The organism is Phascolarctobacterium succinatutens YIT 12067 (genome assembly GCF_000188175.1).
Lineage (GTDB): Bacteria > Bacillota > Negativicutes > Acidaminococcales > Acidaminococcaceae > Phascolarctobacterium_A > Phascolarctobacterium_A succinatutens.
In genome coordinates this window covers 41,348-58,696 of the sequence record NZ_GL830863.1, presented here as the reverse complement: position 1 = coordinate 58,696, position 17,349 = coordinate 41,348, and the positions used below count along the sequence as shown (strand labels likewise).

At 48.3% G+C, this 17,349-nt stretch carries 19 protein-coding genes; 2 read left to right on the top strand and 17 right to left on the bottom strand.

What is annotated here, in order from left to right; translation table 11 throughout:
• Nucleotides 1-4: 4 nt before the first annotated feature.
• From murA to HMPREF9443_RS02590, 15 genes are all read right to left on the bottom strand, one after another.
• Complete coding sequence (gene murA, locus HMPREF9443_RS02660) at nt 5-1,270, bottom strand: UDP-N-acetylglucosamine 1-carboxyvinyltransferase (protein ID WP_040564839.1); 1,266 nt, start codon at nt 1,268-1,270, stop codon at nt 5-7.
• A 159-nt stretch (nt 1,271-1,429) separates the two neighbouring features.
• Nucleotides 1,430-1,615, bottom strand: coding sequence for a hypothetical protein (locus HMPREF9443_RS02655; RefSeq protein WP_009144962.1), 186 nt, complete (start codon nt 1,613-1,615; stop codon nt 1,430-1,432).
• A gap of 172 nt (nt 1,616-1,787) precedes the next feature.
• On the bottom strand, nt 1,788-2,477 hold the full coding sequence (locus HMPREF9443_RS02650) for a hypothetical protein (protein ID WP_009144961.1): 690 nt from the start codon (nt 2,475-2,477) through the stop codon (nt 1,788-1,790).
• Nucleotides 2,474-3,880, bottom strand: a complete 1,407-nt coding sequence (locus HMPREF9443_RS02645; protein ID WP_009144960.1) for an aminopeptidase — start codon at nt 3,878-3,880, stop codon at nt 2,474-2,476. The genes HMPREF9443_RS02650 and HMPREF9443_RS02645 overlap by 4 nt, the downstream gene beginning before the upstream one ends.
• Before the next feature lie 165 nt (nt 3,881-4,045).
• Nucleotides 4,046-4,456: an ATP synthase F1 subunit epsilon gene (gene atpC / locus HMPREF9443_RS02640; protein WP_009144959.1), complete on the bottom strand. Its 411-nt coding sequence runs from the start codon at nt 4,454-4,456 to the stop codon at nt 4,046-4,048.
• 3 nt (nt 4,457-4,459) lie between these two features.
• The gene (gene atpD, locus HMPREF9443_RS02635; RefSeq protein WP_021719232.1) at nt 4,460-5,872 is read right to left on the bottom strand and encodes a F0F1 ATP synthase subunit beta; all 1,413 of its coding nucleotides are present in this window, start codon (nt 5,870-5,872) and stop codon (nt 4,460-4,462) included.
• A 28-nt stretch (nt 5,873-5,900) separates the two neighbouring features.
• Complete coding sequence (gene atpG / locus HMPREF9443_RS02630; RefSeq protein ID WP_009144957.1) at nt 5,901-6,785, bottom strand: ATP synthase F1 subunit gamma; 885 nt, start codon at nt 6,783-6,785, stop codon at nt 5,901-5,903.
• Between the two features lie 7 nt (nt 6,786-6,792).
• The gene (gene atpA, locus HMPREF9443_RS02625) at nt 6,793-8,616 is read right to left on the bottom strand and encodes a F0F1 ATP synthase subunit alpha (RefSeq protein ID WP_009144956.1); all 1,824 of its coding nucleotides are present in this window, start codon (nt 8,614-8,616) and stop codon (nt 6,793-6,795) included.
• A 90-nt stretch (nt 8,617-8,706) separates the two neighbouring features.
• The gene (gene atpF / locus HMPREF9443_RS02620; protein WP_009144955.1) at nt 8,707-9,186 is read right to left on the bottom strand and encodes a F0F1 ATP synthase subunit B; all 480 of its coding nucleotides are present in this window, start codon (nt 9,184-9,186) and stop codon (nt 8,707-8,709) included.
• A 39-nt stretch (nt 9,187-9,225) separates the two neighbouring features.
• Complete coding sequence (gene atpE, locus HMPREF9443_RS02615; protein WP_009144954.1) at nt 9,226-9,489, bottom strand: F0F1 ATP synthase subunit C; 264 nt, start codon at nt 9,487-9,489, stop codon at nt 9,226-9,228.
• Between the two features lie 33 nt (nt 9,490-9,522).
• Nucleotides 9,523-10,245, bottom strand: a complete 723-nt coding sequence (gene atpB / locus HMPREF9443_RS02610; RefSeq protein ID WP_009144953.1) for a F0F1 ATP synthase subunit A — start codon at nt 10,243-10,245, stop codon at nt 9,523-9,525.
• The gene (locus HMPREF9443_RS02605) at nt 10,235-10,699 is read right to left on the bottom strand and encodes a hypothetical protein (protein WP_187363680.1); all 465 of its coding nucleotides are present in this window, start codon (nt 10,697-10,699) and stop codon (nt 10,235-10,237) included. Before HMPREF9443_RS02605 ends, atpB begins: the two co-directional genes overlap by 11 nt.
• Complete coding sequence (locus tag HMPREF9443_RS02600) at nt 10,662-10,937, bottom strand: hypothetical protein (RefSeq protein ID WP_148495312.1); 276 nt, start codon at nt 10,935-10,937, stop codon at nt 10,662-10,664. The genes HMPREF9443_RS02605 and HMPREF9443_RS02600 overlap by 38 nt, the downstream gene beginning before the upstream one ends.
• Before the next feature lie 76 nt (nt 10,938-11,013).
• Entirely contained in the window at nt 11,014-12,174 is a 1,161-nt protein-coding gene (gene wecB / locus HMPREF9443_RS02595; RefSeq protein WP_009144950.1) for a non-hydrolyzing UDP-N-acetylglucosamine 2-epimerase, read from the bottom strand.
• 15 nt (nt 12,175-12,189) lie between these two features.
• Nucleotides 12,190-13,209 (bottom strand): glycosyltransferase family 4 protein, encoded by a 1,020-nt coding sequence (locus HMPREF9443_RS02590; RefSeq protein ID WP_009144949.1) that lies wholly within the window; start codon nt 13,207-13,209, stop codon nt 12,190-12,192.
• 475 nt (nt 13,210-13,684) lie between these two features.
• Here HMPREF9443_RS02590 and HMPREF9443_RS02585 point away from each other — a divergent pair, with 475 nt between their 5' ends.
• Both HMPREF9443_RS02585 and HMPREF9443_RS02580 read left to right on the top strand, forming a co-directional pair.
• On the top strand, nt 13,685-14,425 hold the full coding sequence (locus HMPREF9443_RS02585; protein WP_040564831.1) for a porin family protein: 741 nt from the start codon (nt 13,685-13,687) through the stop codon (nt 14,423-14,425).
• 35 nt (nt 14,426-14,460) lie between these two features.
• Entirely contained in the window at nt 14,461-15,543 is a 1,083-nt protein-coding gene (locus tag HMPREF9443_RS02580) for a linear amide C-N hydrolase (RefSeq protein WP_009144946.1), read from the top strand.
• A 77-nt stretch (nt 15,544-15,620) separates the two neighbouring features.
• On the opposite strand, the gene HMPREF9443_RS02575 is transcribed toward HMPREF9443_RS02580, so the two are convergent.
• Entirely contained in the window at nt 15,621-15,824 is a 204-nt protein-coding gene (locus HMPREF9443_RS02575; protein ID WP_009144945.1) for a hypothetical protein, read from the bottom strand.
• Nucleotides 15,821-17,296: a Y-family DNA polymerase gene (locus HMPREF9443_RS02570; protein WP_040564829.1), complete on the bottom strand. Its 1,476-nt coding sequence runs from the start codon at nt 17,294-17,296 to the stop codon at nt 15,821-15,823. The genes HMPREF9443_RS02575 and HMPREF9443_RS02570 overlap by 4 nt, the downstream gene beginning before the upstream one ends.
• Between the last annotated feature and the right edge of the window lie 53 nt (nt 17,297-17,349).

Genomic DNA, 17,349 nt, shown 5'->3' with positions numbered 1-17,349 from the left:
CTCCTTAATCTACATCTACGCGTTCAATATCTGCACCCAGATTTTTCAGCTTAGCAACAATGTTCTCATAGCCACGGTCAATATGGTGCAAATCGCCGATACGTGTCGTACCTTCGGCCACAAGGCCTGCCAGAATCATAGCTGCACCGGCACGCAAATCGGTTGCACGCACATCACAGCCTGTCAGCTTGCAGGGACCGTCGATAACGGCACTGCGGCCTTCGGTAGAAATCTGCGCACCCATGCGGTTCAGCTCAACCACATGCATGAAACGATTCTCAAAAACAGTTTCCGTAACCTTGCTGCGCCCCTCGGCAATAACCATCATCGCCATCATCTGAGCCTGCATATCAGTCGGGAAGCCTGGATAAGGCAGAGTTTTGATAGATACGGCCTTCAGCGGATTCTTGCCGATAACACGTACCTTATCAATATCCTCCTCAACCACGGCACCTGCCTCACGCAGCTTGGCAATCAGCGGCTTCTGGTGCTCCGGCAGAACATTTTCCACAACAATATCACCGCCGGTCATGGCAGCAGCAATCATATAAGTGCCTGCCTCAATACGGTCCGGAATAATGGTATAGTCTGCGCCATGCAGCTTCTCTACACCCTCAATGCGAATAGTATCGGTACCGGCACCGCGGATTTTGGCACCCATCTTATTCAGATAGTTGGCCAAATCTACAATCTCCGGTTCCTCGGCAGCATTTTCCAAAATAGTAGTACCCTCAGCAAGAGAAGCTGCCATCATAATATTTTCGGTAGCACCTACGCTCGGAAAATCAAAATAAATGCTGGTACCCTTCAGTCCCTCGGGAGCACTTGCTTCAATATAGCCATGACCCTGTTCGATTTTTACACCCAGAGCCTCAAAGCCCTTGAGATGAATATCAATCGGACGGGCACCGATAGCGCAACCGCCGGGCATGGAAATACGCGCTTTACCGATACGCGCCAGCAGAGGTCCCATTACCAGAAAGGAGGCACGCATGGTACGCACCAGCTCATACGGTGCTTCATACGAGGTTATCTCAGTGCTGTCGATATCCAGCACATTCTTTTCCGGACTGCATTCTACAGCCAGTCCCAGACATTTTAAAACTTCACTTATAGTATGCACATCTTCCAGCATCGGAACTTCATCAAGATGACTTGGGGTAGTTCCCAGGATAGAAGCTGCAATAATCGGCAGTACAGCGTTTTTCGCACCGCTGGTTTTAACTGCACCAACGAGGCGGTTTCCGCCCTTCACAATTAGTTTTTCCAAAATAACCCTCCTGCATATGCGAAGTCGGAAAAATTTTTCCGTAACAAATATTTTATCATCAAACACAGGCTCTTTTCAAGACTTAATAAAAATCCGGAAAATTTTGCCACAGGCATATTTCGCCCGACCTTATAAGAAAAAGCCGGCACTGCTTCCGGCTCAGAAATTCACCCGCTGGCGGTCTGCTAAAATATTATAATAGGTTTCCTTCTCCATTAATTCCCTGCGGATAGCCTTTTTAGCATCCTCATCAGCACATTCCGCCAGACGCTTGCGCAAAAAAGCTATATCCTGCTTCAGCATCAGCATTTTGTTTCCTGCCAGACTTTCTACGATATCAGCCATCTTACAGTCACCGTCCTTACTTATATATCTTGTGCTTCTTCTCAAGAAACTTAGCGGCCTTGCCTAGTTCTACATATTATAGTCTACTATAAGCAAGTTTAATATGCAAGGAAAAATCTGTGACAAAACGCAAAAACCGCCCGACAGGAGCATCCCGCCGGACGGCTTAACTTTACAGCCTGATAATTTCGGCTTTACCAGCAAACATTTCCGCTAACGCAGCAAGCTGCGCATCCTGCGCCACATCACCCACAAGCACCGTATCCGGTGCCAGCAGACTGATGCTGATGTCGCTGAACATCTGCCGCAGCTCGTTAATCATCCTGGCGTCACCGTCATTAATTATGCCCGGAGTACGCTCTGCCAGATGCCAGTAAAGCTGCTTTAAAATATAGCTTTCATTTTTGTTGTACTCTTTGATGTTGTCAATAATGTTATAGGGATAAACATCCTTCTCCCTCCAGGTAGCCTTAAAAATATCCAGCACCTTATTTTCATAAGCAGCCTTATATTCATTCCAGCCCTCACGGTCGTCAAATTTCAGCATATCCTCCAGCTTGTCACGGCAGCTGATAACCTTACGGCAACGCACAAGCATCGCATAAATCAGCGCCCGCTCCGCTTCCGTAGCCTGCGGCTCCTCGCGCGTAACTGTCATTACCTGCAGCCTGCCGGCCTTGCCAAGCATGCGCTCGGCAGCAAATTTTGCGCTTGCCAGATGCTGCATCGATAAGCTGCTGTCAACAGTATTTACAGGAAGTCCCAAATCAGCCAGTTCTGCCACTTCTTTCTCAGAAGCCAGAACAAGTGCGCGCACAGGCTCCTTGCCTGCAAGCAAAGCTGTTACAGCTGCTGTATTCATTTGTCGCTCTCCAGGAAAGCAGCGAATGCTTTATAGGTGTAATAAACATCCAGCTTAGAGCTCAGCTCGAACGGAGAATGCATGCACAGAATAGGCACACCAAGATCGACTACGTCCATATCCATAGAAGCAACATACAATGCAACGGTACCGCCGCCGCCTTCGTCTACAGCGCCCAGCTCGCCGATTTGCCAGAAAACATCAGCCTCATCCATAATGCTGATAACCTTGGCCATCGTTTCAGCGCTGGCATCATTGGAGCCGGATTTGCCGCGCGCACCGGTATATTTGGTCAGTACAGGACCTTTGTTCACGAAGCAGCTGTTGCGCTCTTCATATACGGAAGCAAAGCTCGGATCGTAGGCACCGTTAACATCGGAGGAAAGTGCGGTGGTATTGCGCAGCAGCTTGCGGATGTTGGCACCCTGAGTTGCTGCCAGATCCTCCAGATAGTGCAGCACGAAATCGGAATTCAGGCCGGTGTTGCCGTAGGAACCGATTTCTTCTTTATCTGCCAAAACCGTAACAGTGGTGTAGTACGGTGCTTTGGTATCAATTTCCGCAGTCAGTGCGGTATAAGCGCAAACCTTATCATCCTGGCCGTAGGCACCGATCAGGCTGCGGTCCAGGCCTACATCCTGTGCCTTGGTTGCGGGAACAAATTCAATTTCCGCACGCATAAAATCATGCTCGGTAATACCGTACATTTCGTTGAGCAAAGCCAGTGCGTTCAGCTTAACGGCATCTTTTACACCTTCCTCTTCGCTTTCGTCAACAAAAGGCAGGCTGCCGATAACAATGTTCAGCTCCTCGCCCTTAATGCCTTCGCTCAGCTTGCGCTCGTTCTGTTTAGCGCCAAGATGCGGCAGCAAATCGGTTACGCAGAATACGGGGTCACCGGCATTTTCGCCCACGCAGACCTTCACCAGCTCGCCGTTCTTTTTGATGATAACGCCATGCATTGCCAGAGGCACGGTCACCCATTGGTATTTGCGGATACCGCCGTAATAATGCGTTTTGAAGTAGGCCATCTCATGGTTTTCGTATACCGGGTTCGGTTTTAAATCCAGACGCGGAGAATCGATATGCGCAGCGTTCAGGCGCACGCCTGCCTCCAACGGTGCGGTGCCGAAGGTGGACATAGCCATAGATTTGCCGCGGTTTACGAAATAAACCTTGTCGCCGGGTTTATATGCCTTGCCTTCTTCGAAGGGAACATAGCCTGCAGCAGCCAGCTTTTCTACAGCCTTAGCGGTAAATTCACGCTCTGTTTTTGCTGTATTCAAAAATTCCTTGTAGCCTTCGCAGTATGCAAACGCTGCTTCCTTGGCAGCAGTGTTCTTCTTAGCGATATGGGAGAATTCCCATGTCAAATTCTTTTGCAATTCCTTTGCAGTTGTCATAATCTATCACTCCTTGTATAAGCTTTAGTAAGCAGTGCCAAACGGCACTATGTAAATCATACCACAAATAGCACCTTTTGGGGAGAGGAAGGGAAATGTATACAATACAAAAACCCCCGCCCTGACGGACGGGGGGTAATTTTTTTGGCATTGTCGCAATGCTTATTACAGCTTGTGAGTAGTACGCAAGCGGGCAACAGCTCTCTTCAGCGCGTTTTCGGCACGAACAGTATCAATGTCTTCGCTCTTGGAAGCAAGACGTTGCTCTGCACGTTCTTTAGCTGCTGCTGCACGAGCGGTATCAATATCTGCATCAGCTTCGGCAATAGTTGCCAAAACGGTGCATTTATTGTCTTTCATTTCCAGAAAGCCGCCGCAAACAGCAAATTCTTTAACGCTGCCGTCAGTGAACTCCAGCTTCATCGGCGCAATATCCATGGTCGCAATGATAGGCATATGTCTAGCTTTGAGGCCCAGATTACCGGACAAAGCACGGAAACCCACATAAGTTACTTCTTCAGAAGTGAACAGCATCTTATCCGGCGTGACAATTTCAAAAGAAAACGGAGTAGCCATCTATTAATCCTTCATAGTTGCAGCCTTGGCAACAGCGTCATCAATGGTACCAACCATGTAGAAAGCACCTTCCGGCAGGTCATCATGCTTGCCTTCGAGGATTTCTTTGAAGCCGCGGATGGTTTCCTTCAGAGGAACATATTGACCGGGGGTACCGGTGAACTGTTCAGCAACGAAGAATGCCTGGCTGAGGAACTTCTGAATCTTACGAGCACGAGCAACAGTTACTTTGTCTTCCTCGCTCAATTCTTCCATACCCAGAATTGCGATGATATCTTGCAATTCTTTGTAACGTTGCAGGATAGCCTGTACGCCACGAGCAACATGATAATGCTCTTCGCCGATTACCAGCGGATCGAGGATACGGCTGGTGGAGTCGAGCGGGTCAACTGCCGGATAAATACCAAGCTCTGCGATTTGACGAGACAATACGGTGGTTGCATCCAAGTGAGCGAAGGTGCCTGCCGGAGCCGGGTCAGTCAAGTCATCCGCAGGTACATATACAGCCTGTACGGATGTGATAGAACCGGTCTTGGTGGAGGTAATACGCTCTTGCAGTGCGCCGATATCGTTTGCCAGAGTAGGTTGGTAACCTACTGCGGAAGGCATACGGCCGAGCAATGCGGATACTTCGGAACCAGCCTGAATGAAACGGAAAATGTTATCGATAAAGAGCAGTACGTCCTGGCCGCCAACATCACGGAAGTATTCTGCCATGGTCAGGCCGGTCAGACCAACACGCATACGTGCTCCAGGAGGCTCGTTCATCTGGCCGTATACAAGAGCAGTCTTGTTGATAACGCCAGACTCTTTCATTTCGCCCCACAGGTCGTTGCCTTCACGAGTACGTTCGCCAACGCCTGCGAATACGGAATAGCCGCCGTGTGCAGTAGCAATGTTATGGATAAGCTCCATAATAATAACGGTTTTACCTACGCCAGCACCGCCGAACAGACCGATTTTACCGCCCATTGCATACGGAGCGATAAGGTCAACGACTTTAATGCCGGTTTCCAAAATTTTAGTAGCTGTAGCCTGTTGGTCAAAGCTCGGAGCCGGTCTATGAATGGGCCAGTGATCAGCTGCTTCAACCGGAGTGTCATCATGGTCTACAGTTTCACCTAAAACGTTGAAGATACGGCCCAGTACACCAGGACCTACCGGAACGCTGATAGGAGCGCCGGTATCTACAACTTCCATGCCACGAACCAGACCGTCGGTGGAGCTCATAGCAACAGCGCGGACAATGTTATTGCCGATATGTTGCATAACTTCTGCGGTCAGGTGGATTTTTACTTTACCCTCATCGGTGGTGCCGTCAATGTGCAATGCGTTGAGGATAGCAGGCATGCTTTTAGGAGGAAACTCTACGTCGATAACAGGGCCTACAACTTGTACGATTCTACCTGTATTCAAGGTTTTAGCCTCCCTACGAAATATCTAATTAGTTTTGTGCCTGTTTCAGAGCTTCTACGCCGCCAACGATTTCGTTCAGCTCGCGGGTAATGGATGCCTGACGAGCCTTGTTATAGGACAGCTCCAGGTTTTGTACCAGCTTGCCTGCGTTATCGGTAGCAGAGCTCATAGCAGTCATACGAGAGCCCAACTCACTGGCAGCAGATTGTACCAGTGCAGCGTAAACTACGGTTTCCAGATACTTAGGTGCAAGTACCTGCAGAGTTTCGTCTTCACTAGGCTCGAAAATAAAGCTTGCGCTAGCTTTGCCTTTCTCCTTTACAGGAGGCTCTACCGGCAGAATCTTGTCGCTGGTAGGAATTTGGGACAAAGCGGTTTTGAATAGTGTAAACACAACATGCAGCTCGTCGAAATGCTCGTCAGCAAATTGTTTGATTGCATCCTGAGCAATTTCTACCGCATTTGCGTAAGACGGTCTGTCGGAGTAGCCGAAGTGGCTACTCAGCACTTTATAGCCGCGACGTTGGAAGAAATCTCTAGCCTTACGGCCGCTGGTGATAATGACTACGTCATGCTCACATTCGGAAATCTCCGCAACTGCTTTTTTCAAAGCGTTGGAACTATATGCGCCTGCCAGACCTTTATCAGAGGCGAGCACCAGATAACCAACTTTTTTAACATCACGATGTTGAAGCAGCGGGTGTTTTTTGGCACTTAAGCCTGCAAGGATGCTCGGATCGCTCACAACGTTGGATAACACTTCTTTGATCTTGATAGCATACGGACGGCTTGCTGCAGCTTTTTCCTGCGCTCTTCTGAGGCGGGCAGCAGCAACCATTTTCATAGCCTTCGTGATCTTGCCAATGTTACCTACGCTTTTCATGTGGCGATGAATCTCGCGTGCAGTAGCCATTAGTTAATCACCTACCTTCACTAACAAAGGTTTCCTTGAACTCGGCGATAGCTTTCTTCAGAGCTTCTTCGTTCTCATCAGTGATTTTCTTGGTTTTGATGATATCTCCGCCAACTTCCGGATGGTTAGCTTCCATGAAGTCCAGGAATTCTTTTTCGCAGCGAGTTACATCTTTAACTGCTACGTCATCCAGATAGCCTTTGGTGCCAAGGTAAATAGCCATAACCTGTTTTTCAACAGACAACGGGCTGTATTGGCCTTGTTTCAGAACCTCGGTCAGACGTTGACCACGGTCCAGCTGTGCTTTGGTAGCTTTATCAAGGTCAGAAGCAAACTGAGCAAATGCTGCCAGCTCGCGGAACTGAGCCAGATCCAGACGTAAAGTACCTGCAACCTGCTTCATAGCTTTAATCTGAGCAGCACCACCTACACGGGATACAGACAGACCGGAGTTGATAGCCGGACGGATACCGGAGTAGAACAGCTCGGATTCAAGGAAGATCTGACCGTCGGTAATAGAAATTACGTTGGTCGGAATGAAGCCGCCTACGTCACCTGCCAGGGTTTCGATGATCGGCAGTGCGGTGATGGAACCGCCCTTCAGTTCATCGTTCAGCTTAGCAGCGCGTTCCAGCAGACGGGAATGCAAATAGAATACGTCGCCAGGGTATGCTTCACGTCCTGGAGGACGACGGAGCAGCAGGGACATTGCACGGTATGCAACAGCGTGTTTAGACAGGTCGTCGTATACGCACAGAACGTCTTTGCCCTGATCCATGAAGTATTCAGCCATGGTTACGCCAGCGTACGGAGCCAGGTATTGCAGCGGAGCGGAGTCAGCAGCAGTAGCAGCAACGATGATGGTGTATTCCATAGCGCCGTGTTGTTCCAGAGTACGAACAATACGAGCGATGTTAGAAGCCTTTTGGCCGATAGCTACATAAATGCAGATAACGCCCAGACCTTTTTGGTTGATAATGGTGTCGATTGCAACTGCAGTCTTACCGGTACCACGGTCGCCGATGATAAGTTCGCGCTGACCACGTCCGATAGGAACAAGTGCGTCGATACATTTAATACCGGTTTGCAGCGGGGTATCAACGGATTTACGATCTGCGATACCATGTGCAGGAGATTCAACCGGACGACGTTCAGCAGCAGCGATTTCGCCTTTGCCGTCGATCGGGTCGCCGATAGCGCTAACTACACGGCCCAGCAGGTTTTCACCAACAGGAACCTCCATGATGCGGCCGGTACGGCGAACTACGTCGCCTTCTTTGATTTTGGTCTCGCCGCCCATCAGTACGATACCAACGCTGTCCGGGTTCAGGTTCAGAACCATGCCGGATACGTTGTGGGGCAGTTCAACTAATTCGCCAGCCATAGCGTTTTTCATACCGATAACGGTTGCGATGCCGTCACCGATTTTTTCTACGATACCAACTTCTTCCAGATCAGCATCCACATTGTAATTCTCCAGTTTGTTGCTGAGAGCATCACCCAGGGCTTCCGGTTTGGTGTACTCGTGAACGTCAATGCCGTTCAGAGCAACTTCCATTTTCTTCAGCTTGCGCAGTGCGGAAGCGTCGAATACCTTATCGCCAACTTGTACGATGATGCCGCCGAGGATGGACGGGTCAACTTTCTTGTTCAGGAAAATCTCACGGCCCAGTTTCTCGGTCAGGATTACAGAAATGGATTGATACTCTGCTGCAGATAATCTCTTGGCAGTAGTTACGTTTACATCTAACAGCTCTTTAATGGAGCCCAGATCAATTTTGAAGTCGGACAATTGTTGCTTAATTAAAGCAATATTTTCTTCTGTCTTCATGTTGTACCAATCACCTCCGAATACCGGCTTTTAGCCTGCTGCTTCGCATTACAGCGGCATATATCCGGCTTATTAGGGAAAGCAGCAAAATTATTTCATGATAGAATCAACGATTTTGCTAGCCATTTGTTTGTCTTCTTCAGAACCTAACTTTTGTTCTACGATCTTGCTAGCAGCAATCATGGACAGGTTGATAACTTGTGCACGAACTTCGTCCATAGCTTTCTTCTGTTCCAGTGCGATTGCTTCTTTAGCGGTTGCAATAACCTGATCTTGTTCAGCTTTAGTGTCAGCCATGATCTTGTCATGTGCAGCCTGAGCAGTTTTGCGAGCAGCATCAACAATAGCTTGAGCTTCTTGTTTAGCTTCAGCCAGCTTTGCAGCGTATTCAGCTTTAACTGCTTCTGCGTCAGTCTTAGCCTTTTCAGCAGACTCCAGGTCGCTTGCAATTTTATTCTTACGTTCATCCATAATGTTGCATAAGGGTTTGTAAGCAAATTTTGCAAGAACAATAACTAAAACCAAAAAGTTCAGGATCTGCGCGATAAGTGTTGCGTTGAAGTTAACCAATTATAGCACGCTCCTTTTGTAATATCTTGCAAAATAAAATTATTTAATGAACGGGTTAGCGAATACCAGAACGATAGCGATTACATAGCACAGAATAGGCATGGATTCGATCAAGCCTACGCAAACCAGCATGTTGGTGAAGATTTTACCAGACTCTTCCGGTTGACGAGCCATGGATTCGATAGATTTGCCGCACATGTTGCCGTTACCAAAGCCAGCACCCATAGCAGCGCCCAGGCAAACGAGACCTGCACCGATTACGGATGCAGCAGTAATGATTGCATTTTCAGACATTTGTTTCATCCTTTCAGAATATAAAATTTTTGTGTTAAAGAGTTATTCTTCGTGGCCGGCAAAAGCCAGAGCATAAGAGCCCAAAGCCAAGATAGTAAAGATAAAGGCCTGTACAAAGCCGATGAACAGGGAGAACATTACCCACAGTTCAGGGACAACCCACGGAGCCAGCTGATACAAAACGATCAGCAGGATTTCGCCTGCCAGGATGTTACCAAAGAGACGAAGGGCCATAGTCAGCGGTTTAGTCACTGCATCCAAAAGGTGCAACGGCAGGAAAGCCGGACTGGGGCTGACAAAATGTTTGAAATGGCCGATACCTTGTTGCATAACGCCAACAAGATATGCACTGAAAGCTACTAACAAGGACAAACCAAAGCAGGTATTGATATCGTTAGTAGGAGAAGTCCAGTGAACACCGACCTGAGGAAGCATGCCAATTTCATTGGATACAAGGATAAACATAAAGAGAGTAATAATGAAAGGTGCCATATATTTGCGGCCTTTCACACCACCAAGATTGTCTTCCATTAAACCATTCAGAAAATCGACAAAGAACTCCATGACATTCTGCAATCCGGAAGGTACTAACTTCGGATTTCTGGAAGCAGCAAAAAACAAAACAAATACGATAGCCATTGCAATCCAGGTCATATACATAGTTTGCATATTAACCTCACCCAAAAAGGTGTTGGTTGCAAGATAATGGATTATCTCTTTGGATTGTTCAGCCTCTTGCGCCATAGCAGCAGCTTCATTTCCCATCTTTCACACTCCTTTCTTCACGTTCCTCTTCTTTTTGGAGTTGGCACGCGATAAATATTAAATTTAAAATATAGAATATATGTGTAAGAAGAAAGCCCACGGCCACATAAAACACATGGTATTTCATCTTCAACATCGCAACAAAAAGGCTGCCTGCCGCAAAAATCCGGTAGTAGCGATAACGCTTTAAAAGCTTCACGCCGCGCTCAGGATCATCTTTAAATGCCAGAGCCTTACGCGCACCGCTGCACATAATAACCATGTCCAGCGCACCCACGACCATGCCGCGGAACAACCCGGTAGAGATTTCATCAAGACCTGCAAGCCTTGTTATAACCGCCAAAACCAGTACACACAGCGCAGTACGTATAATCACAGGCGTACCGCCCTGTCTGACCAATGGCGTTAAGTCAAAATTATTTTTCATCCTGCTTTTTCTTTTTTCCGGCATCATTTCTTGAATAGATGCTTCTTTGAATAAGATTATAGTAGGTCATAATCAGTGATATTACTGCCAGAGCAATGCAGATACCCCGCATTGTATGGTCACCGGTTTCCAGATGACGGTCGAGCCAGTCACCGCCAAAATAAGCCAGCATAAAATCAATCACAGCCATAAAAGCCAGCGAAGAAACTGTAGCCAGAGCTTCCAACATTCTGATATGTTCCTGATCGGGCTTATATTGTTGCATGATTCCACAACCTAGCATAAATTCACAAATTAATCATATTTACTCTTTTAATTTTAATATTTTTCACAGTGTTTGTCTACGCTTTAGACGCGAATTCCGGCAAAATTTCTACATCAAAGCCATTTTTTCTTAAAATCGCATGAATAATGCGTTCACAGGCCTTGCCGTCGCCGTAAGGATTAGCAGCCTCCGCCATAGAGCGATAATGCTCGGCATCATCCAAAAGCAGATTGGTTTCGCGCAGCACATCATCATAAGCTGTGCCTACGAGCTTAACCGTACCGGCTTCAACAGCCTCCGGACGCTCAGTGGTATCACGCAGAACCAGAACCGGCTTGCCTAAGGCAGGAGCCTCCTCCTGAATTCCGCCGCTGTCTGTGAGCACGATATCAACCTTAGCCATCAGATTGGCAAACGGTTCATATTCCATAGGCTCAATCAGATGCACTCTGTCTAAATGTCCCAGCTCCTCGCGCACTATTTCACGCACCTTGGGGTTTTTGTGTACCGGGAAGATTGCTTCCACATCGGGATGCGCTTCCAGCACGCTCTTCAAAGCGCGGTAAACATGACGCATAGGCTCGCCCAGGTTTTCACGGCGGTGGGTAGTCATCAGAATCAGACGATGACCGCTGGCAAATACCTTATTGAACTCCTCGTCCTCAAAGCGGTAGCCTTCCTTCACCGTAGTCTGCAGAGCATCGATAACAGTGTTGCCTGTTACCAGAATCTGCTCGGGGCAGATGTTTTCCTTCAGCAGGTTAGCCTTGCTGGTAGAGGTAGGCGCAAAATGCATATCGGCAATCGCACCGGTCAGCTTGCGGTTCATTTCCTCCGGGTAAGGAGAATATTTATTACCAGTACGCAGGCCTGCTTCCACATGGCCTACAGGAATCTGCGCATAAAAGGCAGCCAGAGCACCGGCAAAGGTAGTCGAGGTGTCACCATGCACCAGCACCATATCGGGCTTTGCTTCCTCCATAACGGATTTCAGGCCCATCAGCGCGCGGGTAGTAACATCATACAGGGTTTGACCTGCCGACATAATGTTCAAATCATAATCAGGCGTAATGCCAAACAAATCCAGTACCTGATCAAGCATCTCGCGATGCTGTGCGGTAACTGCCACAATTGGCTGAATATATTTGGGATATTTACGCATTGCCAGCACCAGCGGGCACATTTTGATAGCCTCCGGACGAGTGCCGAAAACTGTCATTAACTTTATCTTCTCCACGGTTCTTCCTCCCCCTTATCTGTCGTTCAGAATACCGATTTTCTTAGCACCAACGGCAACTGCCGTAATAATAACCGCTATAATAAGTGCGGCGTAAAAGCCGTCAAACTCTGCCCACAGCACAGCTGCGATACCGAGCACGGCTGTAATAGCATACATCAGCAGAACTGCCTGCTTCTGGTTCATGCCCATCGCCAACAGGCGGTGATGCAAGTGTCCCTTATCGGGCTGGAAAATTGGACGGCCGTTGCTGTAGCGGCGCATAATCGCAAAGGCTGTATCCATAATCGGCAGGCCCAGTGCAATCGCCGGTACAATCAGCGCTACGGTAGCAGCAGTCTTGACTGCGCCATAAACCGAAATAGCTGCCAGCATATAGCCGATGAACATACTGCCTGTATCGCCCATGAAAATAGTAGCGGGATTAAAATTATAGCGGATAAAACCGATAATGCCGCCGGCCAGAGCCGCAGTCATTACAGCTATATGGTAATAACCCATCTGAACCGCAACCAGAATGACTGTCATCGAAGCGATAGCGGATACGCCTGCTGCCAGGCCGTCCAGACCGTCAATCAGGTTGACAACGTTCGTAAAGCTGATAACCCAGAAAATTGTCAGCGGTATAGAAATAAACCATTCGTTAAGATAAAAATAGCCGCCGAAGGGATTGTTCAGCCATTCGATACGGATATCAAAGGCCACAAGTACGCAGGCAGCAAAAATCTGCCCCAGCAGCTTGACCTTTGCCGGCAGCTGATATTTGTCATCCAGTACGCCTACGATGGCAATCACGCTGCCGCCAAGCAGAATGCCGACAATATCCTTCGTCAGCTCCAAGCTTGCCACTGCGGCAATCATAAAGGCAATATAAATAGCCAAACCGCCAAGACGCGGCATAATCTTCTTATGCACCTTGCGGTTATCGGGCTTGTCAATCGCGCCGATTTTAAAGGCTAATGTTTTAATATAAGGGGTCAATATATAGCTTACCAAAGCGGCAAGCAGAAAGGGAAAACCGTAAGCACTTAACATTTATTTCTTTCTCCACCGAAACCTGATTCCTTGCACACGAAAAACACTAAACTATTCGTTCCTTATATAGTATAACATTTTTGACACTTGCGTCAATTACTTTTATTACAAAAATGCTGTAATAAACCTTTTTTTCCGCAAAATTATCCCAAATTATTCCCATTTATTATAGCATAATATCATCAAGGGAATATATCCTTTTGGCATAACTTATATGTTGTTTGGGTTCTCCGGATGTTGCCTTTTAAAAATTCTTACGGATTTATCTCATATCGCAGACTTTTTACAGATGATTTTTCCGAAATAATCACCGTTAAGGCTTTTTTAACTTCACTTTGCTCCTGTCTGCTGTAAATCTGCTCTAAAAAAAGTCAAGTAAACTCCTCTATCGTAACAAAGCGAAAATTTATGTTAAATTTATAGTTTTTTTGTCCATTTTCTGCTTAAATTAAATTTAAGAAAGGGAGGGATGAGAATGCTGTCCAAGAGCTCATTTTTCACAACAATTCTGCTGCTTCTGCCTGCTATGGCAAGCGCACAGACAGCAGATGATGATCTGCAGCTGGAGCTGCGTTATTATGCACCTAAACTGAAATTTACATCTCACGGAATTGTGCCTGCTGCTTACAGTAATTTCCGCGATACGCTCAACATTAAAAACGGTAATGCACCCGAATACAGGCTAAGCGGCAAAAACTGGTATGTAGATTACATCGCTATCCACGAAAAAGGCTATGCTTCGCACCACATACCGGCACCAGGCAGCCTGATTCCGGCGGACAGCCGCACCAAGCTGAATTTGGACTATGCTTCCTTTAACTATCTTTCTCCCATCAAAACAACTGAAAACGGCACCGCCTACTGGCTCGCAGGCCTGCGCTGTTACCGCTTCGATACTGCGTTGCAGTTCAGCAGTCCCGTACTTAATAAAAAGTGTGCTAAGCAGCTGAACCAGTTCGCCCCTGCCTTCGGCATCGGCGGCAAGCATTACCTTGATGAGGCACACCGGCTGCAGCTTTACAGCGAGCTTTCCGGCTTGCCCTTAGGCGGCCGCGGGCACACCTACGACCTTGATATCGGCGTAAAATACAGTCCTTGTAAAAACCTCAGCGCCAACGCCGGCTACCGTGTTCTGGATTTGAAAATCAAAAACGATGACGGCACCGGTCTGTACAAGCTTTCCGGTTGGTACGGCGGCCTGAGCTACAGCTTTTAACATTTTATTATGAAAACCAAAGAGGAGGTTCCGGCATGAAAACAATCACCGCTTTACTTATGGCAACACTTATTATGTGTCCCTGCAGCAGCATCATGGCTAAAAATCCTGCTGCCTCTGTAACCGACAAAGCGCAAAAGGCATCAATTTCTACCATTAAAGATTTGGATAACGGGCGTTTGTACGTAATGGATTATACGGCAGACTATAAGCTGGACAAAATGCTGCAGCAGAATATCAACAGCGTTGACACCATGCTGGCCTTCGTCGGCAGGGAGCTTCTCGGCGCAGCCAAACCGGCTCCGGGCGCCATTGACGCCGGCTGCAGTGCCTTCGCCGGACGCACGGAAGAAGGCAAGCCTATCTACGGACGCAACTTTGACTATAAAATGAAAATGACTGCCGTAATGGTACGTACTGCTCCTAAGGACGGCTATCGCTCTATCGGTATAGCGGATGCAGGCTGGGTAGGCTACGATATCGGCAGCCTCAGCGACGGCAAGAGTGATTTATCGGCAGCAGTAGCAATGCCATACCTGATTATGGACGGTATGAACGAAAAGGGCCTTGCTGTCAGCGTGCTGAAGCTGGACGGCAAGCCTACGCACCAACGCACCGGCAAGCCTCAGATTACAACAACAGCTGCTCTGCGCCTGATGCTTGATAAGGCAGCCAATGTAGACGAAGCTTTAGCATTATTGGAAAAATATGATATGAATTCATCTATGGAAACTGCCAACTTCCATTTTCTGCTCAGCGATGCAGACGGAAAAAACGTTGTTTTGGAATATACTATTGATGATATGACTGTTATCGATACCAATTATGTTGCCAACCATTATCTGGCACCCAAAATGCATGGATTGGGACACGCCTATGACCGCTTTGCTGTACTGGATTCTGCTGTAAAGTTTAAAAAGAGCATCTTTACGCCCTTTGAAGCTATGTCCCTGCTTTCCCTTGTCAGCCAGCCGGAAACCGAAGAAGCAACCAGCATGACGCAATGGTCCGTAGTATATAATCTGCATGACCTGACAGCGCAGGTTGCCATCCGCAGAAATTATGATAAGCTGTTCAACTTTACGCTGGCAGATTTAAGCGGCAAGGCTAAAATCTAAATTATAACCATATACCTTACGCAAAAAGAAGCTGACAGGCACCTATGTGCCGCAGCTTCTTTTTTGTATGACCTCTTTCAGCAGTCCCAGCCAGCCTGCTGCTTCTCCTGCTCATCCATCTGCAGGCGCACCCGCTGCGCCGTACTGCGCACAGCGACAGCGTGTCCCTCCAAAGCTGCGAAGGGTGCAAACTGCGCTGCCCGCTCTGCCAGCGGCATCTGCCGGTGCCGCTTTGATACATGATGCGGCAAATTGATAATATCCTCATAACTATCGTTCATGCCTTGTGACCTCCTATCTGTTCGTTGCGCTCCTTTGCTGTTGCCCCGTCAAGCAGGCTCATGCCCTTCAAAACGGAATTCTTGCCAAAGCGCCGCTTAATCTCCAGCTGTGCCTGCTGCAATCTGTTTTCGCGCTGCCATGCAGCCTGCTGCACTGCCTCATTCCCAAAGTTAAACAAGCTCAGCTCCTGTTCCTGCTTCTTGGCAGCAGCCTGCGCCGGAAGCACATGATTCGCCGCCAAGGTCAGCCTCCGCACCAAAAGATTGCTGTCCGTAATGCGCTCATACAAATCCGCTGCCGCCTGCACCAGCAATTTAGATGATGAAGAAAAACACCCCAGATTAAAGCTGCCATGCGCATGCTGCGGCACCCTGCGCCCGTAACAGTCAATCTTCACCACACCCTGGTAGCTGCTGCCCTGCTTCAGATTGTCGATATCATAGCCCACCGTAAGCACTATCTGGTCGGTCACCAGCGCCTTGCTCACCAGCTCCAGCGCCAACGCATCTGCCATCTCACGCAGCACCAAAAGTGCCTCCGCCGATTCATACGCACGATGCAGCACCTGCCCCGAGCTCAGGCTGCAGACCTGCGGCCGGTATCCCTTCACATCGGCAATCGTACAAGGCTCCCAGCCCCAGGCGTGGTCAATCAAAAGCTCCGCATTTTTTCCGAAAAGACGGTACAGCAGCTCTTCATTATATACCGAGCAGCGCGCTATATCTCCCATAGTATATATGCCCCGCGCCTCCAGCTTGCTCGCGTAGCCACGGCCGACGCGCCAGAAATCCGTCAGCGGCCGATGCTGCCACAGCTCACGCCGGTAGCTCTGCTCGTCCAGCTCCGCAATCCGCACGCCGTTGGCATCTGCCGCAATATGCTTCGCCCGCACATCCATCGCCACCTTCGCCAAAAACAAATTAGTGCCGATGCCTGCAGTAGCGGTAATACCTGTTTCGCGCAAAACATCCAAAATAATCCGCATCGCCAGCTCCCGCGCCGACAATCCGTAAAGCTCAAAATATTGCGTTACATCCATAAACACCTCGTCCACAGAATAGACGATGATATCCTCCGGCGCCACATAACGCAGATAAATTTCGTAAATTCGCGTGCTGTATTCCATATAATAGGCCATACGCGGCGGCGCAATAATAAAATCCAGTGCCAGCTGCGGCTCGCTCTGCAGCTGCGCATAAGAGCACGACGAACCGCAAAGCTGCCTGCCGGGAGCAGCAAAACGCCGTGCGGCATTTATCTGCTGCACACGCTGCTTCACCTCAAACAAGCGCCCGCGCCCCGGAATACCATAGCTTTTCAGCGAAGGCGTCACCGCCAGACAAATAGTTTTATCCGTCCGCCGTTCATCTGCCACTACCAGATTAGTATCCAGAGGATCAAGTCCGCGCTCGCGACATTCTACCGACGCATAAAACGATTTTAAATCTATAGAAATATAAGTACGCTGCAACTTTTTCTTCTCCTTTACTATCTGTTTTGTTTCTATTATAGCACTTTCAAACG